This is a genomic window from Streptomyces sp. CGMCC 4.7035, from assembly GCF_031583065.1.
Lineage (GTDB): Bacteria > Actinomycetota > Actinomycetes > Streptomycetales > Streptomycetaceae > Streptomyces > Streptomyces yaanensis.
Genome location: NZ_CP134053.1, coordinates 5458451 through 5484830 on the forward strand (window position 1 = coordinate 5458451; position 26380 = coordinate 5484830).

Annotated in this window: 23 protein-coding genes; 14 read left to right on the forward strand and 9 right to left on the reverse strand. The window is 72.1% G+C overall.

Going from position 1 to position 26380, the window contains the following annotated elements; all coding sequences use genetic code 11:
- Positions 1 to 15: 15 nt before the first annotated feature.
- Together Q2K21_RS23805 and Q2K21_RS23810 are read right to left on the reverse strand one after the other, a co-directional pair.
- The gene (locus Q2K21_RS23805; protein WP_310774866.1) at positions 16 to 1551 is read right to left on the reverse strand and encodes a sugar ABC transporter ATP-binding protein; all 1536 of its coding nucleotides are present in this window, start codon (positions 1549 to 1551) and stop codon (positions 16 to 18) included.
- The gene (locus Q2K21_RS23810; protein ID WP_310774867.1) at positions 1538 to 2635 is read right to left on the reverse strand and encodes a substrate-binding domain-containing protein; all 1098 of its coding nucleotides are present in this window, start codon (positions 2633 to 2635) and stop codon (positions 1538 to 1540) included. The genes Q2K21_RS23805 and Q2K21_RS23810 overlap by 14 nt, the downstream gene beginning before the upstream one ends.
- Before the next feature lie 448 nt (positions 2636 to 3083).
- Here Q2K21_RS23810 and Q2K21_RS23815 point away from each other — a divergent pair, with 448 nt between their 5' ends.
- Genes Q2K21_RS23815 through mtnB form a run of 3 tightly spaced genes read left to right on the forward strand, consistent with a single transcriptional unit; the run spans position 3084 to position 5010 of the window.
- The gene (locus tag Q2K21_RS23815; protein ID WP_310774868.1) at positions 3084 to 3683 is read left to right on the forward strand and encodes a 1,2-dihydroxy-3-keto-5-methylthiopentene dioxygenase; all 600 of its coding nucleotides are present in this window, start codon (positions 3084 to 3086) and stop codon (positions 3681 to 3683) included.
- Positions 3680 to 4405, forward strand: a complete 726-nt coding sequence (gene mtnC / locus Q2K21_RS23820; RefSeq protein ID WP_310774869.1) for an acireductone synthase — start codon at positions 3680 to 3682, stop codon at positions 4403 to 4405. Before Q2K21_RS23815 ends, mtnC begins: the two co-directional genes overlap by 4 nt.
- Positions 4402 to 5010: a methylthioribulose 1-phosphate dehydratase gene (mtnB, locus tag Q2K21_RS23825; protein ID WP_310774870.1), complete on the forward strand. Its 609-nt coding sequence runs from the start codon at positions 4402 to 4404 to the stop codon at positions 5008 to 5010. The genes mtnC and mtnB overlap by 4 nt, the downstream gene beginning before the upstream one ends.
- 300 nt (positions 5011 to 5310) lie before the next feature.
- Here mtnB and mtnA read toward each other — a convergent pair whose 3' ends face one another.
- The gene (gene mtnA, locus Q2K21_RS23830) at positions 5311 to 6342 is read right to left on the reverse strand and encodes an S-methyl-5-thioribose-1-phosphate isomerase (RefSeq protein WP_310774871.1); all 1032 of its coding nucleotides are present in this window, start codon (positions 6340 to 6342) and stop codon (positions 5311 to 5313) included.
- Positions 6343 to 6668: 326 nt separating this feature from the next.
- Here mtnA and Q2K21_RS23835 point away from each other — a divergent pair, with 326 nt between their 5' ends.
- From Q2K21_RS23835 to Q2K21_RS23870, 8 genes are all read left to right on the forward strand, one after another.
- Positions 6669 to 7721: a BMP family ABC transporter substrate-binding protein gene (locus Q2K21_RS23835; RefSeq protein WP_310774872.1), complete on the forward strand. Its 1053-nt coding sequence runs from the start codon at positions 6669 to 6671 to the stop codon at positions 7719 to 7721.
- On the forward strand, positions 7702 to 9231 hold the full coding sequence (locus Q2K21_RS23840; protein ID WP_310774873.1) for an ABC transporter ATP-binding protein: 1530 nt from the start codon (positions 7702 to 7704) through the stop codon (positions 9229 to 9231). The genes Q2K21_RS23835 and Q2K21_RS23840 overlap by 20 nt, the downstream gene beginning before the upstream one ends.
- Before the next feature lies 1 nt (position 9232).
- Positions 9233 to 10270, forward strand: coding sequence for an ABC transporter permease (locus Q2K21_RS23845; protein WP_310774874.1), 1038 nt, complete (start codon positions 9233 to 9235; stop codon positions 10268 to 10270).
- The gene (locus tag Q2K21_RS23850) at positions 10270 to 11136 is read left to right on the forward strand and encodes an ABC transporter permease (protein WP_310774875.1); all 867 of its coding nucleotides are present in this window, start codon (positions 10270 to 10272) and stop codon (positions 11134 to 11136) included. Before Q2K21_RS23845 ends, Q2K21_RS23850 begins: the two co-directional genes overlap by 1 nt.
- Positions 11133 to 11894: a nucleoside phosphorylase gene (locus Q2K21_RS23855; protein WP_310774876.1), complete on the forward strand. Its 762-nt coding sequence runs from the start codon at positions 11133 to 11135 to the stop codon at positions 11892 to 11894. Before Q2K21_RS23850 ends, Q2K21_RS23855 begins: the two co-directional genes overlap by 4 nt.
- Positions 11891 to 13201, forward strand: coding sequence for an amidohydrolase (locus Q2K21_RS23860; protein WP_310774877.1), 1311 nt, complete (start codon positions 11891 to 11893; stop codon positions 13199 to 13201). Before Q2K21_RS23855 ends, Q2K21_RS23860 begins: the two co-directional genes overlap by 4 nt.
- Positions 13202 to 13308: 107 nt before the next feature.
- Positions 13309 to 13980 carry a FadR/GntR family transcriptional regulator gene (locus Q2K21_RS23865; protein ID WP_310774878.1) on the forward strand — a complete coding sequence of 224 codons (672 nt, stop codon included), beginning with the start codon at positions 13309 to 13311 and terminating at the stop codon, positions 13978 to 13980.
- Positions 13981 to 14161: 181 nt separating this feature from the next.
- A complete protein-coding gene (locus tag Q2K21_RS23870; RefSeq protein ID WP_310774879.1) occupies positions 14162 to 15136 on the forward strand; it encodes a PAC2 family protein in 975 nt (324 codons plus the stop codon).
- A 494-nt stretch (positions 15137 to 15630) separates the two neighbouring features.
- Here the strand turns inward: Q2K21_RS23870 and mshC are convergent, their stop codons facing one another.
- The 4 genes from mshC to Q2K21_RS23895 all read right to left on the reverse strand — a co-directional run bounded on the left by mshC (position 15631) and on the right by Q2K21_RS23895 (position 19343).
- Positions 15631 to 16860, reverse strand: a complete 1230-nt coding sequence (gene mshC, locus Q2K21_RS23880; RefSeq protein WP_310774880.1) for a cysteine--1-D-myo-inosityl 2-amino-2-deoxy-alpha-D-glucopyranoside ligase — start codon at positions 16858 to 16860, stop codon at positions 15631 to 15633.
- A gap of 315 nt (positions 16861 to 17175) precedes the next feature.
- Entirely contained in the window at positions 17176 to 17994 is an 819-nt protein-coding gene (locus tag Q2K21_RS23885) for an SCO1664 family protein (protein WP_310774881.1), read from the reverse strand.
- Positions 17958 to 18548: a DUF3090 domain-containing protein gene (locus tag Q2K21_RS23890; protein ID WP_310774882.1), complete on the reverse strand. Its 591-nt coding sequence runs from the start codon at positions 18546 to 18548 to the stop codon at positions 17958 to 17960. The genes Q2K21_RS23885 and Q2K21_RS23890 overlap by 37 nt, the downstream gene beginning before the upstream one ends.
- 108 nt (positions 18549 to 18656) lie before the next feature.
- Positions 18657 to 19343: a histidine phosphatase family protein gene (locus Q2K21_RS23895; RefSeq protein WP_310774883.1), complete on the reverse strand. Its 687-nt coding sequence runs from the start codon at positions 19341 to 19343 to the stop codon at positions 18657 to 18659.
- A gap of 179 nt (positions 19344 to 19522) precedes the next feature.
- On the opposite strand from Q2K21_RS23895, the gene corA reads away from it, so the two are divergent.
- The gene (gene corA, locus Q2K21_RS23900; protein ID WP_310774884.1) at positions 19523 to 20521 is read left to right on the forward strand and encodes a magnesium/cobalt transporter CorA; all 999 of its coding nucleotides are present in this window, start codon (positions 19523 to 19525) and stop codon (positions 20519 to 20521) included.
- A 150-nt stretch (positions 20522 to 20671) separates the two neighbouring features.
- Here the strand turns inward: corA and Q2K21_RS23905 are convergent, their stop codons facing one another.
- Together Q2K21_RS23905 and Q2K21_RS23910 are read right to left on the reverse strand one after the other, a co-directional pair.
- The gene (locus Q2K21_RS23905) at positions 20672 to 21460 is read right to left on the reverse strand and encodes a ferritin-like domain-containing protein (protein ID WP_310774885.1); all 789 of its coding nucleotides are present in this window, start codon (positions 21458 to 21460) and stop codon (positions 20672 to 20674) included.
- A gap of 215 nt (positions 21461 to 21675) precedes the next feature.
- On the reverse strand, positions 21676 to 22731 hold the full coding sequence (locus tag Q2K21_RS23910; protein ID WP_310774886.1) for an LLM class F420-dependent oxidoreductase: 1056 nt from the start codon (positions 22729 to 22731) through the stop codon (positions 21676 to 21678).
- Between the two features lie 205 nt (positions 22732 to 22936).
- Between Q2K21_RS23910 and Q2K21_RS23915 the strand changes: the two genes are divergently transcribed.
- Both Q2K21_RS23915 and Q2K21_RS23920 read left to right on the forward strand, forming a co-directional pair.
- Positions 22937 to 23920 carry an aldo/keto reductase gene (locus tag Q2K21_RS23915; RefSeq protein WP_310774887.1) on the forward strand — a complete coding sequence of 328 codons (984 nt, stop codon included), beginning with the start codon at positions 22937 to 22939 and terminating at the stop codon, positions 23918 to 23920.
- On the forward strand, positions 23917 to 26142 hold the full coding sequence (locus Q2K21_RS23920) for a helix-hairpin-helix domain-containing protein (RefSeq protein WP_310774888.1): 2226 nt from the start codon (positions 23917 to 23919) through the stop codon (positions 26140 to 26142). The genes Q2K21_RS23915 and Q2K21_RS23920 overlap by 4 nt, the downstream gene beginning before the upstream one ends.
- Positions 26143 to 26380 lie beyond the last annotated feature (238 nt).

The window sequence follows — 26380 nt, forward strand, 5'->3', positions numbered from 1 at the left end:
TCCTGACGTCGGGCATCAGACGGATGCCGAGATGGTCTGAATCACGCGGTCACGCTCGGCGTCCTCGCCGTAGGCGTCGAGGCGGATCTCTCCGGCGGCGAGCACGACGACCCGGTCGGCGACCTCCAGGACCTCGTCCACGTCCGCCGACAGGACGAGGACCGCGGCGCCCTCGGCGGCCAGGGCCCGGGCGCGGCGGCCGATGTCGCGGCGCGCACCGATGTCCACGCCTCGGAACGGCTCGTCCAGGATGAGGACGCGTGGGGTCTCGGCGAGCCAGCGGCCGACGACGACCTTCTGCTGGTTGCCGCCGGACAGCTCCTCGACGGTGCTGTGCTCGTCGCGGGCGACGACGCCGAGGGCCTCGATGGTGTCGCGGCCCAGGGCGTCCTCGCGGGAGACGCTGACGAGCCCGGCCCGCGACAGGGACTTCAGGAACGGCAGCGAGATGTTCTGCGCCAGCGACCAGCCGGGGACGAGGGCGTCGGCGTGCCGGTCCTCGGGGACGAGGTGGACTCCGTTCCGGATCGCGTCGGCGGGGCGGCGTGGGGCGTACGGCCTGCCGCCCAGTTCGAGCGCGCCCGTGGGGAAGGGTTCGGCGCCGAACAGGCCACGGGCCAGCTCGGTCTTGCCGGCGCCCAGCAGGCCGACCACGCCGGTGACCTCGCCGGCGTGGATGTCGAGGTCCTGCGGGGTGTGGCCGGTGAGCAGCGGGACGCCGCGCAGGGAGAGGACGACTTCGCCCTGCGCGCCCTCCCGCTGCGGTCGTGCGGTGGTGGCCTCGTGTGCCTGGGCGAGCATGGCGCGCAGGGCGCTGTCCCAGTCGAAGGGCCGGGGCTGGTCCTCGGTGAGCCGGCCGTCGCGCAGGACGACCAGCCGGTCGGCGAGTGCGTCGATCTCGCCGAGCCGGTGGGAGACGTACAGGACCGCGATGCCGTCGTCGCGCATCCGTTCGACGAGCGCGAACAGGCGCTCCGCTTCGGCGGCGGAGAGCGCGGAGGTCGGCTCGTCGAGGATGAGCAGGCGTGGGCGGGTCGCCAAAGCCCTGGCCAGGATCAGCAGCTGGCGGTCGGAGATGCCGAGTTCGGTGACGTCCCGTTTGAGGACGGCGTCGCTCCAGCCGAGGTCGAGGGCGGCCTGGATCTCGCGGGCGCGGGCCAGGACGCGGCGGCTGTTCAGGAACGGGTTGCCCCGGGCCTGGGCCAGCTCTTCGAAGACCAGGTTCTCGGCGACCGTGAGGCCGGGCACGATGCCCTCGCCGATGCGTTGGTGCACGGTCTGGATGCCCAGCCGGCGGGCGGCGAGCGGGGAGTGGAGGGCGGCGGGTGAGCCGCCGACCCGGACCTCCCCTCCGTGGTCGGTGTGGACGCCGGACAGGATCTTGATCAGTGTGGACTTGCCCGCGCCGTTCGCGCCGAGCAGCGCGACGACGCTGCCCGGGGCGATGTCCAGGGTGACGGAGGCCAGGACGGTCTTGCCGCCGAACGCCATGCTGACGTCCCGCAGGCTCACCGCCGGCACGGTGGGGTCGGTGGCGTCAGTGGGCGACATTGGGGATCCAGTCCGCGGTGCTGACCTGGGAGAGGTTCAGCGCGGGCAGCGCCGTGCGCAGCTGGTCCATGTTCTCGATCTTGTTCTTGCGCAGGAAGTCCTGGGTGATGGCGACGGCCGGGAACTGGACCGAGGACTTGTTCAGCTGACCGGCCAGTTCCAGGGCGGTCGTACGGACGACGGCGGCGCCCACCGCGGACGGGTCGGTGCCCGCCGTGGCGGCCCACGGGCTGTCCTTGGCGGTCATGTTCTGGATGTCGGCATTGGAGACGTCCGCGCCGAACACCTTCACCTTGTCCTGAAGCTTCTTGTTCTGGACGGCGAGGACGGTGCCCTTGGCCAGCTCGTCATAGGGGGCGAAGACGCCGGTCACGTCGGAGTGCTGGGTGAGGGCGGCGGAGACCAGCGGCACGTTGTCGGTGGCCGTCGAGTCGGTGACCTTGCCGACCTTGAACTGCTGCTGCCAGCCGTTCGCGGCCACGACCTTCTTCCAGACGCCGTCACGCGCGTCGAGAGGGGCGAATCCCGCGACGTTGACGTAGCCGACCTTGGCGTTCTTGCCGAGCGTCTGGGTCATGACGTCGAGCGTGGCCTGGGCGATGCTGGCGTCGTCCTGCGAGGTCTTGATGACCGACGTGTTCGTGGTGTCGACGTCGTAGACGACGACCTTGATGCCCTTCTTGACGGCCTCGTCGATCTCGGACTTGATCGTCGCCGGGAAGCCGTGGTCGATGATGATCGCCTGGGCGCCGGAGTTGATCGCCGAGGACAGGTCGGTGGCCTGCTTGGCGTTGTCGGCCTGGGCGTCGTACACGGTCAGGTCGATGCCGAGGGCCTTGGCCTGCGCCTTGGCACCGTTGCCCCACTGCTCGAAGTAGTCTCCGGCGCCACTCTGCCGCACGAGCGCGACCTTGACCGTGCCCTTGTCGAACGGGGCGGGCTTCTTGCCGGTGGCGGCCGAGGCGGAGGCGGCCGTGTTGCCCGTGGTCTGCGAGGAGTTCGTCGACTGCGAGCAGCCCGCGAGGAGGAGGGCGGAGGCGGACGCCAGCGAGAGCGCGGCGAGAGGCAGACGGGTACGGGACATGTAGGGCTCCAGGGTGCCGTGGTGCGGAGGGGTGAAGAGGGAGGGTGAGGGAGGGATGCGGGCCCCGGAGCGGGCGAAGGCGATGCGCGACCGCCGTGTGTGTACGGCGAAAGCCCGGGGGGCAGGGCGGCTTGGCGCTCCGGGAGGGGTCAGCGACAGCGGGCTGTGGTCGACCGGAGCAAGTCCACGTACAGCCGCCGCACGAGCAGCAGCGTCTTCATACGCAGATGATGAGAACGATTTCAGTCAGGCGTCAAAGCCCTGGACAGGGATTCTCAATAATTGAGACGACCAGTTCGTCACATCGGTCGACGTGACGCCTGGAGTTACCATCACGGGACCGGCACCCGCGCCCTCCGCGCCCGCGCGGCACCGCCGCCGCTTCTCCCCGCTTGCCCGGTGCCCGTCTCGGCATTCGGACATCCCTTCCAGCACCTGGAGTTGCCCCATGACCCTGCTGACGACGTGGCCCGAGTCCGGCCCCGAGACCGTGGTGCGCCGCACCTCCGACCCGGCCGAGATCGCGGCCGCGCTCGCCCCGCTCGGGGTGCGCTACGAGCAGTGGCCGATCCGCGAGGACGTCCCCGCGGATGCCGACAGCGACTCCGTGTTCGCCGCGTACGGCCCGGAGATCGACAAGCTCAACGCCGAGGAGGGGTTCACGACGGTCGACGTCCTGGGCCTGCACCCGAGCGACGACCCCGAGTACCCGGTGAAGGCGAAGGCCGCGCGCGAAAAGTTCCTTCAGGAGCACACGCACGACGACGATGACGAGGTCCGCTTCTTCGTCTCCGGCGCCGGGATCTTCTATCTGCACGTGAACGGCGAGGTGCACGCCGTGCTGTGCGAGAAGGGTGACCTGCTGGGCGTGCCGCGCGGTACGACCCACTGGTTCGACATGGGCACGAAGCCGTCGTTCACCGCGATCCGTTTCTTCCACGAGGAGGACGGCTGGATCGGCAACTTCACCGGCTCCACCATCGCCACCCGCTTCCCCGACTACGACACCATCGCGGCGGGCTACGAGCAGGACAAGGGCGCCGCGTGACCCTGCGGTTCGAGGTGGACGCCGTGGTGCTCGACATCGAGGGCACCACGAGCGCCACGGGCTTCGTCGTGGACGTGCTCTACCCTTACTCGCGCTCTCGGTTCGGAGCACTGCTCTCGGAGCGGAGCGGTGATCCGGAGGTGGCGCGGGCGGTCGCGCAGGTGCGGGAGCTGCTCGGCGACCCGGACGCGGACGCCGCGGGGATCGAGAAGGCGCTGGGTGCCTGGCTCGACGAGGACCGCAAGGCCACCCCCCTGAAGACCCTTCAGGGGATCATCTGGTCGGAGGGGTTCGCCCGGGGCGACCTCGTCTCGCACTTCTACGAGGACGTGGTGCCGGCGCTGCGCGCGTGGCACGCGGCGGGCGTACGGCTGCACGTGTACTCGTCGGGTTCGGTGGCCGCGCAGCGCGCGTGGTTCCGTTCCAGCCCCGAGGGCGACCTGCTGCCGCTCGTCTCCGGTCTGTACGACACGGAGAACGCGGGGCCGAAGCAGGAGCCGGAGTCGTACCGGAGGATCGCGGAGGCGACCGGCACGGCGGCGGACCGCCTCCTGTTCCTCTCCGACCGCCCGGGTGAACTGGACGCCGCGCGGGAGGCGGGCTGGCACGCCGTCGGCATCCGGCGCCCGGGAGAGCCGTACTACGAGCAAGGCGTCGGCGACCACGCGCAGGCGGGGACGTTCGACGAGATCAGCGTCATCAGTTCAAGGAGCACCACGTGACCGACGGGATCAGCGCATTCGACCTGGAGGAGGCGGGGGCCGTACTCGCCGCCGAGTCCGCCCGCTTCGCGGCCTTCGGCTGGATGCGCGGCACGTCCGGGAACCTGTCCACGGTGCTCTCCCGTGACCCGCTGCGGCTCGCGGTCACCGCCAGCGGCCACGACAAGGGCGAACTGACGCCCGCGGACGTGGTGCTGGTGGACGGCCACGGAGCCGCCGTCGACGGCGGCAGGCCGTCCGCCGAGGCCGAGCTGCACGCGCGCGTGGCCGCGCTCACCGGCGCCGGGGCCGTGGTGCACGTGCATACGGTGGCGTCCGTGGCGATGGGCCGCCGCGAGCCGGGCGGGATCGTCTTCAAGGACCTGGAGATGCTGAAGGGTGTCGGCCAGCCGGCGCACGACGTCGAGGTGACACTGCCGGTCATCGCCAACAGCCAGGACATGAAGGTACTGGGGGATCGCCTGGAGAAGGCGCGTGACCCTCGGATGCCCGCGGTGGTCGTCGCGGGGCACGGGCTGTACGTGTGGGGGGCGGACCCCCGGCAGGCCCGGCACCACACCGAAGTGGTGGAGTGGCTCCTGGAGTTGGAGCTGGCGCAGCGGTAGGGGCGGCCGGGGCGAGGGCCCGCGCGCATGCCGCCGGACCCTCGCCACCGTGCTCACACACCGGGCCGCGAAGACACTCAGGCACGCGCACCCGTCACGGCGCCGCAAAGACACCTCGCGCACGCCCGCCCGCCACAGCAGCGCGAAAACACTTCCCGCACGCCCGCCCGTCGCGGCGGCGCAAAGACACCTCCCGCACCCCCGCCACAGCAGCGCGAAAACACCTCCCGCAAGCCCGCCCGTCGCAGCGACGCGAGGACAGCTCCCGCGAGCGCAGCGGTCGCAGCGGCGCGAAGACGCCTACTTCAGCCGGTCCCCGGGCAGTTCCCCGGCCGACACCTCCAGCACGCCCCGTTCCGTCACCAGCCCGGTGACCAGGCGCCCGGGCGTCACGTCGAACGCCGGGTTGTGCCCGCGCGAGGCCGCGGGAGCGGTCCGCATGCCCGACCACTCCAGTACCTCGTCCTCGCCCCGCAGTTCGATGTGGATGTCGTCCCCTGTGGCGGTCGAGAGGTCCACCGTCGTCGTCGGGGCCGCCACCAGGAACGGCACCTCCGCATACGCGCAGGCCAGTGCGACACCCACCGTGCCGACCTTGTTCGCCGTGTCGCCGTTCGCCGCGATGCGGTCCGCGCCGACGATCGCCGCGTCGACCTCGCCCCGCAGGATGGTGCCCGCCGCCGCCCCGTCCGCCTGGACGTAGTGCGGGATGCCCTCCTGGACCAACTCCCAGGCGGTCAGCCGGGACCCCTGCAACAGGGGGCGCGTCTCGTCCGCGTACACCACCTCCAGCAGGCCCCGCGTGTGCAGTTCGCGGATGACGCCGAGCGCCGTGCCCCAACCCGCCGTCGCCAGCGCGCCCGTGTTGCAGTGCGTCAGCACCCGCAGCGGACGGTCCACGCCCAGCCGCTTGATCAGCCAGTCCGCACCGTGCGCCCCCATCGCCCGGTTCGCCTCGACGTCCTCGCGCTGCACCGCGGCGGCCTCCTCCAGAACCGCGTCGAGCCCCTCGTCGAAACGGGTCATGACCCGGTCCACGCACACCATGAGGTTGACGGCGGTGGGCCGGGCCTCACGGATGCGGGCGACGGCCGCGCGCACCTCGTCGGTCGTCCAGCCCTCGCGCTCGCCCTGCGCCAGCGCTATCGCGACGCCGTACGCGCCCGCCGCCCCGATCGCGGGGGCACCGCGCACGACGAGCCGCTGGACCGCATCGATCAGGGTGTCCACATCGCGGACATCCACTGTCTCGGTGCGATGCGGGAGCACGGTCTGGTCGATCAGCGCGAGGCTGCTTCCGGTCCAGTCGACGGCGCGCAGTTCATGGGACATAACGGGACACTCCTGATGTTCCGATGATGTCCGCCACCGTACATGACCTGGACGAACCACAGTTCGAGACGGTCGAGCAGGCGTCCGGAAGCGGGTGTTACAGTCCAGCACCTGTATCCCACGGGCCAACACCTGCATCCCGCATGCCGAGACGAAGGAGGACGCGTGCTGCTCATGATGCGCCGCTTCCTCGACCACGGCCGCTGCGCCGGCGACAGCTGTCGACGCTGAGAACCGTCCCCGCTCCGCGCCCGTCCCCCGCTCTCACCCCACCCTCCAGCGCTCACCGTCGAGCGTCGCCCTGCCGCACCTCCGGAAGGTCCCCGATGCACCGTAGATCCCGCCGCACCGCGCAACTCGCCGCCGCCACCGCGCTCCTGGTCGCCGGCGCCACCGCCTGCAACGCGGCCGCGAAGAACGACGCCTCCAGCAGCGGCACCAAGAGCGGCGGCACGTCGTTCACGCTCGTCACCCCGGACGGCGTCGGGCAGAACGAGTTTCTGAAGCTTGCCGTCAACGGGGTCAAGGCCGCGGCGAAGGCGCACAACGGGACGCAGAAGGTGTACGAGTCCACGGACACCGCCTCCCAGCAGCAGAACGTGCAGGCCGCCGTGGACGCCAAGCCGGACGTCATCGTGCTGGTCGGCTTCGAGTTCGCCGACATCGTCGCGCAGCAGGCCCAGAAGAACCCGAAGCAGCAGTTCCTGATCGTCGACGCCTGCACCACGAAGACGTTCAAGAATGTCAGCTGCGCGGTCTTCCGCGAGCACGAAGGCGTGTATCTCGCGGGCGCCGAGGCCGGACTCCTCAGCAAGAGCGGCAAGGTCGGCGCGGTGGACGTGCTCGACACACCCCAGTTCCGCCGCTACAGCGACCCCTTCGCGGCCGGCGCCAAGAAGGTCGCCCCCAAGACGCAGACCGCCACCCGTTTCGTCGGCGGCCAGTCCCCGTTCGACGACTCGGCCCGCGCCAAGGAGCAGGCGAACACGCTGCTGTCCAACGGCACCGACGAGATCATGGCGGCGGCCGCGGCCGGCAACTACGGCGTCTTCGAGGCGGCCAAGGCCAAGGGCGCGTTCGCGTACGGCGTCGACGTCAACCAGTGCCCCTCCTCTCCCGGCACGGTCGTCGACAACGTCATCAAGCGCACCGACGTCGCCGTGCAGAAGGGCATCGACGCGGTCCTCGGCGGCAAGGCGGGCACCACCGTCTCGTACGGCCTGAAGGAGGGCGGCATCAGTCTGACGGGGCTGGAGTCCGGCGTGGACTCCTCCCAGTGCGTCATCGCGAAGCACAAGGACGTCCTGACGAAGGTCGAGGCGCTGCGCGACCAGATCGTGTCCGGTGAGCTGACGGTCGATGACCCCGCGGCAAGCTGACACCGACGTCGCGGTCGAGCTCCGGGGAATCACCAAGCGGTTCCCCGGCACGCTCGCCAACGACGCCGTCGACCTGACCGTGCGCCGCGGTGAGATCCACGCCCTGATGGGCGAGAACGGCGCGGGCAAGTCCACCCTGATGTCGGTCCTTTACGGCATGGAGCGCCCCGACTCCGGTTCGATCCGGATCGACGGGCGCGAGGTGACGTTCGGCGGCCCCGGTGACGCCCTGGCCGCCGGGCTCGGCATGGTCCACCAGAGCTTCAAGCTGTTCGACTCGCTGACGGTGGCGGAGAACGTGGTGTTCGCGGCCGAGCCACGCCGTTTCGGCCTGGTGGACCGGGCGGCGGCCCGCCGCCGGGTACGCGAACTCACCGAGGAGCACGGGCTCGCCGTCGACCCGGACGCTCGTGTGGGCGACCTGTCGGTCGGGCTGCGGCAGCGGGTGGAGATCCTGAAGCTGCTGCACCGCGGCGCCCGTACGCTCATCCTCGACGAGCCGACCGCCGTGCTCACCCCGGCCGAGGCCGACGCTCTGTTCGCGGTGCTCAAGTCGCTGGCGGGGCAGGGCCGTACGGTCATTCTGGTCACGCACAAGCTGCGCGAGGTCCTGGAGGGCAGCGACCGGGTGACCGTGCTGCGGGACGGCCGGGTGGTGGCGCGGCTGCGCACCGCCGACACCTCCGCGGACGAGATCGCGGCGGCGATGACCGGCCGCGCGGTGGAGCTGGACCGGATCCACGCGCCCGGAACGCCGGGTGACGTGGTGCTCGATGTGGCGGGTCTGGCCGGCGACGCCGTGCACGACGTGGACCTCACCGTCCGCGCGGGCGAGATCGTCGGCATCGCGGGCGTCGCCGGCAACGGGCAGAGCGAGCTGATCGAGGCGCTGGCCGGGCTGCGGCCGGTGCGCGGCGGCCGGGTCCGGCTGAAGGGCGAGGACATCACGCACGCCTCCGCGACCGAGCGGCGCGCGCGGGGCCTCGCGTACGTCCCCGAGGACCGGCACGCGGTCGGAACGGCGCCCGCCGCGACCGTGGCGGACAACCTGGCGATGGGTCACCACCGTACGGCGCTGGCCACGCGCCGCGGTCTGCTGCCGCCCACGGCCGTGCGCGCCCACGCGGCGCGTCTGATCGAGCGGTTCGGCATCAAGGCGTCCACCCCGCAGGTGCCCGCCTCCGCGCTGTCCGGCGGCAATCTCCAAAAGCTGCTGATCGGCCGCGAACTCGCCCATGAGGCCCCGCTGCTGCTGGTGGAGCAGCCGACGCGTGGGGTGGACATCGGCGCGATCCAGAACATCCACGACCAGTTGATCGCCTACCGCGACGCGGGGCACGCCGTGCTGCTGGTCTCCGCCGAGTTGAGCGAGATCCGGGGGCTCGCGGACCGGGTGCTGGTGATGTACGAGGGCCGGATCACGGCCGCGTACCCGAAGGGCGAGGCGGACGAGCGGACGCTGGGCCTCGCCATGGCGGGCGCCGCCGTCCCGGTGGAGGCCGGAGAGTGACATGAACCGAATAACAGGAGCACTCCGCTCCCCCGTCGTCTTCTCCGTCCTGGCCGGAGTCGTCATCGGCGCGCTGTTCCTGCTGGGCACGGGCGCGGACCCGGTGACGGCGTACGGCGCCGTCCTCACCGGGTCGCTGGGCACCGACGGCATCGGCTCCACGCTGAGCACCGGCACCAGCGTGCTGGGGCTCGCGCTGGCCCTGGCCATTCCGTTGCGGGCGGGACTGATCAACCTCGGCGGCGACGGGCAGATGGTCCTCGGCGGCATGGCGGCCGCGGTCACCGGACTGTACGTACCACTGCCCGCGCCCCTCGCCACCGTCGCGGCCGTGCTCGCGGGCATGGCCGCCGGCGCCGGGTACGCGGCCCTGGCCGCCCTGTGCGAGAACCACCTCGGGGTGCCGCTGCTGGTGAGCAGCCTGCTGCTGAGCTATCCGGCGGTCTCGTTCGCCTCGTATCTGGCCCGCTATCCGCTCAAGGAGCCGGGCTCCAGCCTGCCGCAGACGCGGCAGCTGCCGGAGGGCGTGGCGCTGCCCGCGTTCGGCGACTCGACCGTGACGGCAGGGCTGGTCCTCGTGGCGCTCGCGGCGGCCGCGTACTGGTTCGCCGACCGGCGCACGGCGATCGGGTACGAGATCCGGATGACGGGTCTCAACGCCCGCTTCTCCGCGTACGCGGGTGTCGAGCGCCGGGGGCTGACGCTGCGGCTGCTGGCGGTCTCGGGCGCGCTGGCCGGACTCGTGGGCGCCGTCGGGGTGCTGAGTTTCCCGTACCGCTTCCTGGACGGCGCGCTCACCGCGCCCGGCTACACCTGGACGGGACTGACCGCCGCGCTGCTCGCGGGCGCGGCACCGGTGGGCACGGTCGTCGCGTCGTTCTTCTTCGCCGTCCTCCAGGTCGGCGGGCTCTCGATGGAGCGCACGACCGAGGTACCGCGCGAGCTGACCCAGGTGCTGCAGGCCGTCGTGATCGTGTTCCTGGCGGCGCGGCTGAGGTTCCCCGCCCGGTGGTTCAACCGGCAGAAGGAGGCCGTGTGATGTTCTTCGACTCCGATCTGCTGATGTCGGCGCTGCGCGCGCTGACGCCCATCCTGCTGGCCGCGCTCGGCGGCGCGCTGTGCGAGCGCGCGGGTGTGTTCAACATCGGCCTCGAAGGCATGATGCTGCTCGGCTGCTTCACGTCCGTCGCCACGAGCTGGTTCACCGGCAGCCCTTGGCTCGGGGTGCTCGCGGCGGCGCTCGCCTCGGCCGCGTACTCCCTGGTCCTGGCCGTCGGCGCGGTGACCCTGCGCGGGGACGCGGTCGTGCTCGGCATCGCCATGAATCTGCTGGCCGTCGGACTGACCAGCTTCCTACTGCGTACGGTGTTCGGTGTGCAGGGCACCTTCGACGATCCCACGCTGGCGGGGCTCCCGCTGGTCGGTGGCTTCTCGCCGCTCGCGTACCTGGCGTGGGCCGCGGTGGCCGCGGCCGCCGTGCTGCTCTCGCGGCATGTGTGGGGCCTCAGGCTGCGCGGGGTCGGCGAGGCCCCGGACGCCGCGGCCACGCTCGGGGTGAGCCCGGCGCGGTACCAGTACGGGGCCGTGCTCGTCTCGGGCGTGCTGTGCGGGCTCGCCGGGGCGCAGCTCGCCCTGGGGAACGTCACGCTGTTCTCGGAGAACATGACCGCGGGACGCGGCTGGATCGCCGTCGTCGCGGTCATGCTCGGCCGTGCGGCGCCGCTCGGTGTGCTGCTGGCCGCGCTGCTGTTCGGGCTCGCCGAGGCGGCCGGATTCCGGCTGCAGGGCCTCGGTCTGCCGCAGCAGGCGACCGATGCCGCGCCGTACGTGGTCACGCTCGGCGCCCTCTTCCTGACGACGGCGCGCCGCCGTCGCCGTACCCGACCCACTGGAGTCGCCTCATGACGCAGGACCTGTCACCCGTCACCCGCGTTCCCCGCACCGGACTTCCCCCATACGCCGTCGTGGTCGGGGACCCGGCGCGCGCGGCGGCCGTCGCCGCGCTGCTCGACGGGGCCCAGGAGGTCTCCTACCACCGCGAGTACCGGGTGTTCAGCGGGAGTTGGAAGGGTGTGCCGGTGACGGTCGCCTCGCACGGGGTGGGTGCCCCGGGCGCGATCCTGCTCTTCCAGGAGCTGGCGGACGCGGGGGTCCGCACGTTTCTGCGGTTCGGTACGGCGGGCGCGATGAAGCCGGGGATCGGCGACGGCGACCTGGTGATCGCGGAGGCGGCCGTGCGCGACGACGGTGTCACCCAGCAGCTGCTGCCGCCCGAGTACCCGGCGGTGTCCGCGCCCGAGGCGGTGTTCGCCCTTCAGCGTGCGGCCCGCGAGGTGGGCGCGCCGCACCACCGCGGGATCGTGTGGACGCGGGCGGCCTTCCAGCCCGGGCTGATCCCGCTCGACGCGTACGAGAAGGCGGGCCTCGCCGCGATCGAGATGGAGCTGTCCGCGCTGCTGGTGACCGCCTCGTTGCGGGGGCTGGTGGCGGGCGGCGTGCTCGTCGTGGACGGCGCCAACGCCGACGAACTGCTCGACGAGGAGGCGTCCTTCTCGACGGGGGCCTACGACCCGCACCGTGAGGTCGTGGCCCAGGGCGTGGAGCGGGGCTCGGTCGTTGCGCTGGAGGCGCTGCGGCTGCTGGCGGAAGGGGACGTGGCATGAGCGAGCGCGTCGATCTGCTGGTGCACGGCGGCGACGTCCTGACGGTCGACGACGCGGGCACCGTCGTACGGGAGGGCGCCGTGGCCGTCCGCGGCGGGGAGATCCTCGCGGTGGGCCGGGCCGAGGAGCTGCGCGCCCGGTACACGGCGGAGGAGTACCTCGACGCCGGAGGCTGTCTCGTACTGCCGGGGCTCGTCAACACCCACACGCACCTGGCGATGACGCTGCTGCGCGGCTGCGCCGACGACGTCACGCTGCAGGGCTTCCTGGAACGCGTGCTGCCCCGGGAGGCCGAGCTGCTGTCGCCGAAGAACGTGGGCGCGGCGGTGCGGGTCGCGATCGCGGAGAGCGTACGGGCCGGGGTGACCTCCGCGCTCGACATGTACTGGTTCCACGAGACCGCCGAGCAGGTCGCGCGGGACGCGGGGTGGCGGCTGCTGACCGGGCCCACTTTCATGGACGTTCCGGACTCCCCCGACGGCATGGCCTATGAGGACCGCTTGGAGTGGGCGCGCCGGGACCTGGCCGCGCGGACCGCGACACGGCCCGGTTTCCGGCCCGTGCTGTTCGCGCACTCGACCTACACCCTGAGCCCCGACCAGCTCACCGAGATCGCCGCGCTGGCGCGGGAGTTCGGGGCGCTGCTGCACATCCACGCCGCGGAGAACGCGCACGAGGTCGCCACCGTCGAGGTGCGGTGGGGCAAGCGGCCGGTGGAACTGCTCGACTCGCTCGGCCTGCTCGGTCCCGACCTGCTGCTCGCGCACGCGGTCGACCTGACCGGTCCGGAGATCGCGGCGCTGGCCCATACGGGCACCTCGGTGGCGCACTGTCCGGTGTCCAACCTCAAGCTGGGCTGCGGAATCGCACCGGTGCCGCGGCTGCTGAGCGCGGGGGTGACCGTCGGGCTCGGCACGGACGGGGCGGTCAGCTCCAACACGCTGGACGTGCTGGGCGCCGTGCGGCAGGCGGCGCTGGTGCACAAGGCGGCCGGCGATCCCACGGCGGTCGGTGCCGAGCAGGCGGTGCGGATGGCGACGATCGAGGGGGCGCGCGCGCTCGGGCTCGGCGATCGGCTGGGCTCGCTGGAGCCGGGCAAGCGGGCCGACCTGATCGTGCTCGACCTCGGCGGGCCGCATCTGCGTCCTCGGCACGACGTGTGGTCGACGCTGGCGTACGCGGCGCACTCCGCGGATGTCCGGGACACGGTCGTCGACGGCCGGGTCCTGATGCGGCAGCGGGTGCTGACGACGCTCGACGAGGCGGCGGCGCTGGCGGATCTGGAGGCGCTGGAGGGGCTCGCCTGAGTCTGCCTTCGCCTCTGTGACATCGGGACTCCCCCCTCCGTTCAACTGGCTGAACCCCATAATGAGACAGCGACATCGGATGTCTGAGCGACAGGGAGGGCTCCGCCATGGCAGTCACCGATGAGGCGATCGAGAAGATCAAGGGAATGATCGTCTCCGGCGCGCTGCGTCCAGGCGACCGCCTGCCCAAGGAGAGCGAACTCGCCGCCGGACTCGGGCTGTCCCGCAACTCCCTGCGCGAGGCCGTGCGCGCCCTGTCGCTGATCCGCATCCTGGACGTCCGGCAGGGCGACGGCACCTATGTGACGAGCCTCGATCCGCAGCTCCTGCTGGAGGCGCTGAGCTTCGTCGTCGACTTCCACCGCGACGACACCGTGCTGGAGTTCCTCGCGGTGCGCCGCATCCTGGAACCGGCCGCCACGGCCATGGCGGCCCCGCGGATCAGTGAGCGGCAACTCGACGCGTTGACGGCCCAGTTGGACGAGCTGGGCCGGCAGCCGTCGGTGGAGGAGCTGGTCGCCTCCGATCTGGAGTTCCACCGGGGCATCGTGCAGAGCTCCGGCAACTCGGTGCTGTGCTCCCTGCTGGACGGGCTGTCCGGACCCACCACCCGGGCCCGGATCTGGCGGGGGCTGACCCAGGAGGACGCGGTCAGCCGCACGTTGCACGAGCACCGCGCCATCCTCGGCGCCTTGCGCGACCGCGACGCGGAGGCGGCCCGCTCCTGGGCGACGGTGCACATCGCGTCCGTGGAGCAGTGGCTGCGCTCGACCCTCTGATACCTCGGAGGTACGGGCCCGCCCGAGGGGCGGGGTGGCCCGGGGTGACGATCATGGGTGTTCGAAGGCCCCGGACGGGGCAGTCATCCGTTCACTCCCCCGTGCAAGGGGGCTGCGGGCGCCCACGCGGCACGCCGTAAGGTTGGGGCGTAGGCGAGGGCACGTCGGAAGGAGGCGCTGGGTGATCGAGCTCGAGGGGGTTCCCGAGCTGATCGACCCGGTCATGGTGGCCGCGTTCGAGGGCTGGAACGATGCCGGCGACGCCGCCTCCACCGCGGTCGCGCATCTGGACAGGGAGTGGAAGGGCGAGGTGTTCGCGGCGCTGGACGCCGAGGACTACTACGACTTCCAGGTGAACCGCCCCACGGTGTTCATGGAGGCCGGGGTCCGCAAGATCACCTGGCCGACGACAAGGTTGTCGGTGGTCCGCGTCGGCGGCGAGAAGCCCCGCGACCTCGTACTGGTCCGCGGCATCGAACCGTCGATGCGCTGGCGCTCGTTCTGCAACGAGCTGCTGGGCTTCGCCCACGAACTGGGCGTGGAGCTGGTGGTGATCCTGGGCGCCCTGCTCGGTGACACCCCGCACACGCGTCCGGTCCCGATCAGCGGGACCACGTCCGACCCGGACCTGGCCCGCCGGATGGACCTGGAGGAGACCAAGTACGAGGGCCCCACGGGCATCGTGGGCGTCCTCCAGGAAGCGTGCACGCACGCGGGCGTCCCGGCCGTCTCGCTGTGGGCGGCGGTCCCGCACTATGTGTCGCAGCCGCCCAACCCGAAGGCCACGCTGGCCCTTCTGAACCGCCTGGAGGACCTGCTCGACCTGCGCATCCCGCTCGGCGAGCTGCCGGAGGACGCGCGCGCCTGGCAGGTGGGCGTGGACCAGCTGGCCGCCGAGGACAGCGAGGTCGCCGAGTACGTCCAGACGCTGGAGGAGGCCCGGGACACCGCCGACCTGCCGGAGGCTTCGGGCGAGGCGATCGCCCGCGAGTTCGAGCGGTATCTGCGGCGGCGGGACGTCAGCCCGCCCGGCGGGCACGCCACGGCGGACGGCGGGGACAGCGGCTCGTTCCGGCGGGACAATCCCAGCGGTCGTACCCGACCGCCGAAGCCGCCGCGGACGGGCGGCGAGGACGAGGACTCGTCGGAGGACTGATGAGGGCGGTGCGCCTCGGCGCACCGCCCTCGCTCCTTGCGGCACCCGTCGTGGCCAGGGCGTAGGACGCGAGGACCGGGCCCGTGCGCGCGTCGACCACCCTGGCGCCCGCATCCCGCCCGGCGACGAACAGCCGCCCGCGGGGGTCGAGTTTGAGCCCGACCGATGGCGTCCCGGGACCGGCCGAGATGATCCGGCCCTCTCCCGAGCACAGATCGGCGCGGTAGATCGAACCGTCGGCGAGCGAGCCGAGGTAGGCGTACGAGCCCGCTCCGATCGTGATGCCCTCCGGGCGGAAGCCGTTCGGCAGCCCGATCACGGTGGGCCAGGTGTGTGCGAGCGCCGGTGAGCCGACCGCCGTGGCACCGGCGCCCAGAACGGCGGCCGCGAGCAGCTGTTCCAGGACGGATTGCACGCTTTGCTGCGTGAACAAGTGACGGCCGGACAGTGAGGCGCCGGGCGGATCCACCTCCGCCCGGCGCCGTTGTCCTGTGTCAGAGAGCCACGCCGAGCAGCGCGTCCACGGCACGCGACACGACACCGGGCGCGCCGGTGTCCGTACCGCCGCTCTCCTGCTGGAGCGCGGCCCAGCGGTCGACCGCGGCGAGCGCGGCCGGGGCGTCCAGGTCGTTCGCGAGGGCGTCGCGGATCTCCTCGACGAGTGCCTCGGCGGGCGGGCCGTCGGGCCGGGAGACGGCCGCGCGCCAGCGGTCGAGCCGCGCCACGGCGTCCTGGAGGACCTGGTCGGTCCACTCCCAGTCGGACCGGTAGTGGTGGGCGAGCAGCGCGAGCCGGATCGCGGCCGGGTCGACGCCGTCGCGCCGCAGCTGGGAAACGAAGACGAGGTTGCCCTTGGACTTCGACATCTTCTCGCCGTCCAGCGCGACCATGCCGGCGTGGACGTACGCCTTGGCCATCGGGAACTCACCGGTCAGCACCTGCGCGTGCGAGGCACCCATCTCGTGGTGCGGGAAGGCGAGGTCGGAGCCGCCGCCCTGCACGTCGAAGCCCATGCCCAGGTGGTCGAGGGCGATGGCGACGCACTCGATGTGCCAGCCGGGCCGGCCACGGCCCAGCGAACCGCCGTCCCAGCTCGGCTCGCCCTCGCGGGCGGCCATCCAGAGCATCGGGTCGAGCGGGTTCTTCTTGCCCGGACGGTCCGGGTCGCCGCCGCGCTCGGCGGACAGCAGGCGCATCGCGGCGGCGTCCAGGCTGGACACCTTGCCGAAGTTCGGGTCGGACTCCACGGAGAAGTAGATGTCCCCTTCGAGCTCGTACGCGGCTCCGGCGTCCCTGAGGCGCTCGACGAGCGGCACGATCCCGGGTATCGCCTCCACGGCGCCTATGTAGTGCCGCGGGGGCAGCATCCGCAGGGCCGTCATGTCCTCGCGGAAGAGGGTGGTCTCCTTCTCGGCGAGGGCGACCCAGTCGACGCCGTCGCGCTGTGCCCGCTCCAGCAGTGGATCGTCGACGTCGGTGACGTTCTGGACGTAGTGGACCTGCCGCTTGGTGTCGAGCCACACGCGCTGGACGAGGTCGAACGCGTTGTAGGTCGCCGCGTGACCTATGTGGGTCGCGTCGTACGGGGTGATGCCGCAGACGTAGATACGGGCGACGGGACCGGGGTCAAGGGTGACCGGACCGCCGGTCGCGGTGTCGTGGATCCTCAGGTCGCGGCCCTGACCAGGCAGGGCGGGGACCTCGGAAGCGGGCCAGGCATGCATGTCATGAGCCTAACCGGCCGGAAGTTCGGTATACGAACCGGACGGGCTGGATGGCCGGGAAGGCGTTCTTGCACAAGCCCTGCCGGTATGCATGCCGCCACAGCGGCAGGCAGCCATATCCCGGGGCGACGCCCAGCGGACCTGCGGGCAGTCGTGCCTCCCCCAGTGCCTTAAGGGCCTGGGGGGACCCCCAGGCCCTTAAGGCACTGGGGGCGCTGGGGGTGCCCCCTGCTCGAAGAGCTTGGGGGAGGCACCCTGCCGGCGCCGGAAAGCGCAACCCACCCCCGGCCCGCGGTGCCCTTCCCCCGGCGGCCGCTACACCGGCGGCCACGGAATCGCCGGCCACTCCCCGCTCGGCTCCGGATGCCTGCCGGACTCCAGCAACGCCCGCACCCGCACCCGCGTGGCCTGGACCTCGGCCGCGGTGATCAGCTCCGCCAGCCGCACGGCCAGCTCCGCCCCCTCCTCCAGGGCCTCCTTCAGCCCCTTGAGCACCTCGACGGCCTCTCCTGTCAGCGGCTCCCCCGCCCACCCCCACAGCAGCGTGCGCAGCTTGTTCTCGGTGTTGAAGGTGACCCCGTGGTCGATGCCGTACAAGCGCCCCTCACCGGCGGGCAGCAGATGGCCGCCCTTGCGGTCGGCGTTGTTGATGACCGCGTCGAGCACGGCGAGCCGCCGCAGCCGCTCGTCGTCGGCATGCACGAGCAGCGCGGTCTTCCCGTCGCCGACCTCGGCGAAGCCGATGGCCTTCCAGCCCTCCTCCGGTTCCTCGCCGTCCACCAGGGCGAGCAGCTCGGCCTCCGGCTGCCCCTCGATCCACAGCTGGACCATGCCCTCGCCGTACGGCCCGTCGCGCAGCACGGTGGGCGGCACGAGCCCCCAGCCGGTCGCCTCGGACACCTCGTAGGCGGCGACCTCGCGCTGGGCCAGCGTGCCGTGTGGGAAGTCCCACAGGGGGCGCTCCCCGGCCACGGGTTTGTAGATGCAGGCGGCTTCCTGCCCGTCGTGGGAGACCGTGCAGTACAGCGCCGTGTTGGACGCGTCGCGGATGCGGCCGCGCACGGTCAGCTCGCCCTCGGCGAGCAGTTCGGCCGTGGTCACGCTCCGCGGCGGTATCCGTTCTGGCGCGGACATACATGTCCTTCCGGGTCGAGCGGGAGGCTGCACAGGGGGCACGGCGGCCGCCCGGCGTTGACGACGTCGAGGGCGCGCTTGGCGAAGGCCCGTGCCTGCGCACCGGTGAGCCGGACCCGGAGCATCGGCGGACCGTTCTCCTCGTCCTGCAGCAGCCGCTCCTCGGCCTCGGCGAGGTCTTCCTCGGATTCGGCGTCCAGTTCGACGAGGGCCTGGGCCTCGACGATCATGCGCTGTTCCTCGCCGTCCCAGGCCAGGGCCATGGTGCCGACGCGGAACTCCTCCTCGATGGGGCTCTCCAGGGGAGCCGTGTCCGTGATCTCCGCGGGGGCCACGGCGGGGACGGCGGCGCTGCCGCCGCTACGGCGCACGACCTCGTCGAGAAGCTCGTCCATGCGCTCGGCGAGCGCCGCGACCTGGGTCTTCTCCAGGGCCACGCTGGTCACCCGGTGTCCGGCCGAGGCCTGCAGGAAGAAGGTACGGCGCCCGGGCAGCCCGACCGTGCCGGCCACGAAACGGTCCGGTGGGTCGTAGAGGAACACCTGACGGGACACGTCCTGTCTCCATTGGATCGGGATCGGGACCGGCTGAGCGCGCGGCCCGCTCCGGTTACTGACAACTACTGCGCTGGTTCGACCGCTTCACCCTACTGCGGCCGACGATCACGGTGCGCCCGCACCGCCTCCGACCGGGGCGTCTCCACCGGAGGGTTCCTCACGCGGCACGAGGGAGGCGAAATCACCGGTGTCACCGAGACGAACGAGAAATGGCCGCAGTCGGGTGTAACGGATCGCGGTGATGGAACACGGTTCGACGGAGATCCGCTGGAAGAGGTCGAGATGAAGTCCGAGGGCGTCCGCGACGAGGGACTTGATGATGTCACCGTGCGAGCACATGAGATACACGGCGTCGGCACCGTGGTCGCGCTCCACGCGCGCGTTCCACTCCCGTACCGCCTCCGCGGCCCGGGTCTGCATGGCCCGCATCGACTCGCCGCCGGGGAACGCCGCCGCCGACGGATGCGCCTGGACGACCTCCATCAGCGGCTCGTCCTTCAGCTCGGCGAGCTTGCGGCCGGACCAGTCGCCGTAGTGGCACTCGCCGATCCGCTCCTCGGTGTGCGCGCGGAGCCCGGGGCGGGCGTCGAGCAGGGGCTGGATGGTCTCCTGGCAGCGTTGCAGAGGGCTCGTGACGACCTCGGCGATCGGCACCTCGGCGAGGCGCCCGGGCAGGGCCGCGGCCTGCGCGGCGCCGCGTTCGTCGAGGGCGACGCCGGGCGTCCAGCCGGCGAGCAGTCCCTCGGTGTTGGCGGTGGAGCGTCCGTGCCGGACGAGGATCAACGTGGGCATGCCGCCCAGCCTAAAGGGACGCCTCGGTGCCCGGACCGGGCGAGCGCCCGGCGCCCGGCGGGTGAGCCGGAGGGGCGGACGTACCGCTGCGGAGTGCGGCGGCCGTACCGCTGCGGAGTGCGAAGGAGGAGAGAACCGCCGATGTGCGGCCGGGTTCTCCTGACGGAAGAATGCGCCCCGTGATCGTCGACTGCGCCATCTACCGCGACGGGCACCGGACCGAGGGCCCCGAGGACCTCTCCGACGCCCTGGACGAGGCGCGCGCCTCGGGCGACTCCTTCTTGTGGATCGGGTTGTACGAGCCGACGGCGAAGGAGTTCGACCTGGTCACCAAGGAGTTCGGACTCCACCCGCTGGCCATCGAGGACGCCCTGAAGGCACACCAGCGACCCAAGCTGGAGGTGTACGAGGACTCGCTGTTCATGGTGTTCAAGCCGGTGTCGTACGAACCGCGCAGCGACACCGTTTCCACCGGCGAGCTGATGGTCTTCCTCGGCGACTCCTTCGTGGTCACCGTGCGCCATGGTGAGGAGATGCCGCTGAGGTCCCTGCGCCACCATCTGGAGGACCAGCCGGAGATGCTGCGGCACGGGCCCACGGGGGTGCTGTACTCGATCGCGGACTCCGTCGTCGACCACTACCTGGACGTGGCGACCGAGCTGGGGACCGATCTGGAGGAACTGGAGGCGGAGGTCTTCGCTCCGTCCGGCGGCGGCTCGCGGCACACGGCCTCGCGGATATACACGTTCAAACGGCAGGTCCTGGAGTTCCGGCGGGCCACGGTCCCGCTGGCGCCGCCGCTGACCCGGCTGGCGGGACAGGGGACGTTCGGCGCGGCGGTGCCGTTCGTGCAGGAGAAGTCGCGCCCCTTCTTCCGTGACGTCAACGACCATCTGACCCGGGTGAACGAGTCCGTGGAGGGCCTGGACCGGCTGGTCTCCGACATCCTCTCGGCGCATCTGGCGCAGATGAGCGTCCGGCAGAACGACGACATGCGGAAGATCTCGGCGTGGGCGGCGATGGCCGCGATCCCCACGATGATCGCGGGGATCTACGGGATGAACTTCGACCACATGCCGGAGCTGCACTGGGTCTGGTCGTACCCGGCGGTGATCGTGGTGATGGCGGCGTTCGAGGTGGTGCTGTACCGGCTGTTCAAGCGGCGGGGCTGGATGTAGCGGAGTTCCGCTTCTCGGCCTCCACGCGCGCGTGGTGGTCGTCCGGGAGCGCGTGCGTGACGGCGTACGGGCCGCACGGGCGGGGCGGATTTGCTTCGGTAGGCGCGTGCGTGACGGCGTACGGGCCTCACGCGCGCGTGATGGTCGGGTTCAGGCGAACTCGGGCATGGGCGTGGCGGGGCCGCCCAGGGCGTCGCGCCGCTCCGGCATCTTCAGGGTGACCATCCGCCGCCAGCCCGCGAACCGCTCATAGGCGTACATGACGTGGATACCGGCCGCCAGCACCACCGCCTTCGCCTTCGACCAGCCGAGGATGCGCCCCATGTGGGCCATCACGGCGAGGCTGACGTCCCGGTAGATCCGGATCTCGGCCAGTGCGCAGTCGCGCAACGTCCGCTGGATTTCGCGGCCGTGTCCGGCGTAGGCGAAACGCAGCAGCTCCTCGTGGCAGTAGGCGAGGTGGTTGTCCTCGTCGTTCGAGATCATCCGCACCGCGCGGCCCACGTCCGGGTGGTCGCCGAAGTGTTTGCACAGCAGCTCCATCTGCTCGGAGGCGCGCTGTTCGGTGACCCTGCTGTGGGCGAGGTAGGTGACGATGTCCCGCACGGTCAGCGGCTGGTCGCTGTTGAGCTTCGTGTGGGCGAGCCCGATGCCGTGCTTCTCCAGGAGCATCGTGTAGTCGGTCTCGGGCGGCACCTCTGCGGGTGCGAGGCCGCGTTTCCTCATCAGGGCGTAGAAGATCCGCCCGTGTTTGTCCTCGTCGGCGCCGTGCCGGGTGATCTTGGGTGCGAGTTCGCGTTCGTCGGCCGGCACCAGTGCGGCGATACGCCCGTTCTCCCAGCCGCCTTGGGACTCGCCGCTGGCGGCGATGGAGCAGAAGAGCCGGAACGATTCGTCGTTGTCGAAGATCTCCTGGAACAGACTCTTGGCCGAAAGCATGGCTGGCACCTCTCTGCAGGGTCCGCAAAGAACGAGTCAAGTGCGGTGCCAGGGGTGCGGCAACACGTGCGCCGGACGGCTGAGCCGAATGACGGACAGCCGGGCGCGGAGCGGCGCGTAACCAGGAGGCGCGTCGGCGCGTTGTTCCCGGTGACGGCCGTGGCGGGGAAGACCCCCGAGCCCCCACCACGGCCGTGGAGAATCTCCGCTCGTCCTTACGCGAGCCCAGCCCGCTCCAGGGCCTCGGATCCGGCCCGGAGCGAGGCGATCCGCTCCCCCAGAGTGAAGCCCGCGGGGGCCAGCGAGAGCGTGGTGACGCCGGCCGCGGCGTAGGCCTTCATCCGGTCGGCGATGCGGTCCACGGAGCCGAGCAGGGTGGTCCGGTCGATCAGCTCGTGCGGGACCGCGGCCGCGGCGCCCTGCTTGTCGCCGGAGAGGTACTTCTCCTGGACCTCGGCGGCCGCCTGCTCGTAGCCCATGCGCCGGGCGAGCTGGTTGTAGAAGTTCTGCTTGGGGCTGCCCATGCCGCCGATGTACAGGGCGGTGTAGGGGCGGAAGGTGTCGGCGAGCGCGGCCACGTCCTTGTCGTCACCGAGCGCGAGCGGGAGCGTGGGGCAGACGTCGAAGCCGTCGAGGGTCTTGCCGGCCTTCTCACGCCCGGCGCGCAGATAGGTGATCGCGGTCTCTTCGAGGTGGTCGGCCGAGGGGAAGATGAGCAGCGCGCCGTCGGCGATCTCGCCGGTCTGCTCCAGGTTCTTGGGGCCGATGGCGGCGATGTAGAGCGGGATGTGCTCGCGCTGGGGGTGCACGGTCAGCTTGATCGGCTTGCCGGGGCCGCCGGGCAGCGGCAGGGTCCAGTGCTCGCCCTCGTACGACAGCCGCTCGCGCGTCATCGCCTTGCGTACGATCTCCACGTACTCCCGGGTGCGGGACAGCGGCTTGTCGAACTTGACGCCGTACCAGCCCTCGGAGACCTGCGGCCCGGAGACGCCGAGGCCGAGACGGAAACGGCCGCCGGAGAGCGAGTCGAGGGTGGCGGCGGTCATCGCGGTCATCGCCGGCTGACGGGCCGGGATCTGGAAGATGGCAGAGCCGACATCGATGCGTTCGGTCTGGGCGGCGACCCAGCTCAGCACGGTGGCCGCGTCGGAGCCGTAGGCCTCGGCGGCCCAGCACACCGCGTATCCGAGCCGGTCGGCCTCCTGGGCCACGGCGAGGTTGTCCGCGTCCATTCCGGCGCCCCAGTAGCCGAGGTTGATCCCGAGCTGCATGGCCGATTCCCCTTACCGATCAGTAACGTCCCTTGTGCGCAGACCTTAGCGCGGGGTGCGTCCGGAGGGGAGGGCGGTTCCCCGGCGGTGGGCGTCCCCGGCGGTGGGCGCGCCGCCGGCACCCGGAAAACCCGGTGGGTGTACGGGAAAACGGTTATCCACAGGCAACCCACTCGGAGAGTTCCGGCCAGTAATGTCGGCGTTCATGGAGCAGAGGCATCTCGGCCGTACCGGCCTTCGCGTGTCCCGGATCGGACTCGGCACCCTCACCTGGGGGCGCGACACGGACGAGCACGACGCCGCGGAACAGTTGAAGGTGTTCTGGGAGGCGGGCGGAACCCTCATCGACACGGCGGACGTGTACGGGGACGGCGAGGCCGAGTATCTGCTCGGGCAGCTCATGGATGCGCTCGTGCCGCGCCGGGACCTGGTCATCTCGACGAAGGCGGGGAGCGTGCCCGACCCCGACCGCCGCTTCGACGGTTCGCGCGGCCATCTGCTCGCCGCACTGGACGCCTCGCTCGCCCGCCTCGGCACGGACTACGTCGACGTATGGCACATCCACGCCTTCGACCCCGACACCCCGCTGGAGGAGACCCTGCAGGCGCTCGACCTGGCGGTCGGCAGCGGCCGGGCACGGTACGCGGGCGTGTCCAACTTCTGCGGCTGGCAGCTCGCGAAGGCGGCGACATGGCAGCTCGCGGCGCCTGACACGCGGACCCGGATCGCCAGCACGCAGATGGAGTACTCACTGCTTCAGCGCGGTGTGGAGCGCGAGGTACTGCCGGCGGCGTTGGACCTTGGGGTGGGCCTGCTGCCGTCCTCCCCGCTGGGCCGGGGCGTGCTCACGGGCAAGTACCGCACCTCGACGCCGGCCGACTCGCGCGGGGCGTCGGAGCACATGGCCCCGTTCGTCGCACCGTACCTCGACGACACGGCGAGCAGCATCGTCGACGCGGTGCAGACGGCCGCCGACGGGCTCGCGACGACGCCGCTCCAGGTGGCGCTGGCGTGGGTCCGCGACCGGCCGGGCGTGGTCGCGCCGATCGTCGGTGCGCGCAACGCACAGCAGCTCACGGCGGCATTGTCAGTGGAGGCGCTTAGTCTTCCTGACGAGATCTGCCGGGCGCTGGACGACGTCTCGGCCCCGCTGCACCGCTATCCCGATCACGACTGGAGCACGCTGTGACCACGGACCCGGAGACCACGGAGACGGCCCCTCGGCCGGAGAAGCCGGAGGACGGGGCCGACACGCGCGAAGCCGCGGCGGCGGGGGCGCAACCGGCGGAGCCGAGCACCGAGGACGCGCCCGCCGCGGGCACCGGCGAGAGCGAAGCCGCCGCAGGCACCACCGAAGACCAGGACTCCGCGGCACAGCCGTCCGAGGCCGAGGCCGAGCTGGCCGCTCAGCAGGTCGAGCGGGAGCGGATCGAGCGTCGGAAGGCCGAGAAGAAGGGCCCGATCGAGGCCGGCGGGAAGCTCAGCGGCAAGGCCGCCGACCTGCTCGCGGCCGTGCGCGCCGTGGAGAGCGGCGAGAAGCCGGTGGCGAGCGCGTTCAGCGAGCCGGCGCCCGCCCCGCGCAGGCCGAGCGCGCCCGAGCCGGTGCGGCGCACAGAGCCCGTGGCGCCCCCGGTCGCCGCGGCGGCGCCCGCGGCGGAGGCCGTCGGGGCCGTGCGCGCCGTCCTGGCCGGGGGCGGCGCCCCCGAAGCGCTCGCGCCCCAGGTCGCGGCGGCCCTCGGCGAGGGGGTCGACGCGCGGCTGCGGGCGGACCCCTGGCAGTTGCTGCGGGTCCCCGGGGTGCGGCCCGAGCAGGCCGACGGGTTCGCCCGGGCGCTGCTCGGCGCGGAGTGCAGCCCGGACGACGAGCGACGGGCGCGTGCGGTGACGGTCTGGCTGCTGGAGCAGGCGGCCCTGGCCGGGCACACCGCGCTGGAGGTCCCTGCCCTTGAGGCCGCGCTCGCGCAGCGCTCGGTGCCGGACCCCGAAGCGGCCGTCCACAGCACGATCGCCGAGGGCGAGGCCCTGGTCTTCCAGGACGCCCTGGAGACGGCCGCACCGACCGACAGCGGCGAGGACGAGGAGGACGAGAACCGTCCGGTTCGCGTCCTGATCGGCCTGGAGCGGTACGCGCTCGCGGAGGAGAGCCTCGCCGACGGGCTGGCCCGGCTGATCAACTCCGTGCCGAAGGCGGACGGTTCGGCCGAGGACTGGGATCGGGCGGCCTCATCGGCGCGCGGCTCCGCCGCGGAGCTGCTCCGCGCGGTCGCCGGGCACGGCCTGGTGCTCCACACCGGCGGGGAGGCCTCCCGCGTCGAGCCGGCGACACTGCTGCACGAGGCGCGCAGGCTCGGCGTGCGCGCCTGGGCCGCCACGCACAGCCCGGCCGGCCGCGATCTGTTCGCCGCGCTCCTGACCCGGCTCGACCTGCCGGACGCCCCCGCCGAACCGACGCAACCGGCGCTCGCCACCGTGGCGGGCCTCCTGTCGGGCGCCGAGGGGCCGGGCCGGGACGCGGACGGTGCGCTGGACCTCGACCTGCTCATCGTGCTGGACGCACCCCAACTGGACGTCGAGACGGCGGCCCTGCTGACCGAGTCGCTGCCCGACGGCGCCCGGCTGGTGCTGAGCGGCGATCCGGGGGTGCTGTGGTCGGCGGGTCCGGGACGGGTGTTCGCGGATCTGCTCGCCGCCCGGGCCTGCCCGCAGATCGCCTCGCGGACCCCCGACCCCGGCCCGATCGGGGACCTGGTCTCGGCGATCGGCGTCGGTGAGCTGCCGCAGGTCGACGCGCCCGGCAAGGAGGTCGTGATCGTGCCGGTGCGGGACGCCGGGGAGGCGGTGCACCGGACCGTGCAGCTGGTCGCGGACTCCGTGCCGCGCGCCATCGGGATCCCGGCCGAGGAGACGCAGGTGATCACGCCGGGCCACGGCGGAGCGGCGGGCACCCGCGCGCTGAACGCAGCGCTCAAGGAGCGGCTCAACCCCGGCCCGGGCCGCTTCGGCGGGTTCGACCCCGGCGACCGGATCGCCTACTCCCCCGTCCCGGGCCGTACGGTGCCGGGTCGTGTCGTGAAGGCGGACGCGGAGGGGCTGCACCTGGAGTGCTCGGGCGCCCCCGTCGTCGTACGGAAGGAGCGGGTGGAGCAGTCCGTGCGGCACGGCTGGGCGCTCACCGCGCATCAGGCGGTGGGGCAGCAGTGGCGCGCGGTCGTCGTGGTACTGCCGGGTGACGCCGCCCAGACCCTGACCCGGCCCTGGGTGTACACGGCCTTCGGCCGGGCAGACCGCCATCTGTCGATCGTGCACGGAGTGGAACAGGCGCTGCCGCGGGCCGTGACGGAAATCCCCGCCAAGCCTCGAACGACGCGTCTGCCCGTACTACTGAGACCACAGATCCCGACCGCCGGCTGAAGGCCGGCGGACCCCCCATTCATCCCCTCCGGCGTTCGAGAAGCGAGGTCCGGGGCGCAGCGCCGCGGGGTGCGGGGCGGGGGCCCGGCGGGGGCCCGGCGGGGGCCAGGGGCGGAGCCCCCGGGGACCAGGGGCCAGAGCCCGGGCAGGGGTGCACGGGCACTGCCCCGCGAGGGTCCACAGGAGTCCAGGGGCGGAGCCCCCTGGGGATGCGGGGGGCCGAGCCCCGGCAGGGATC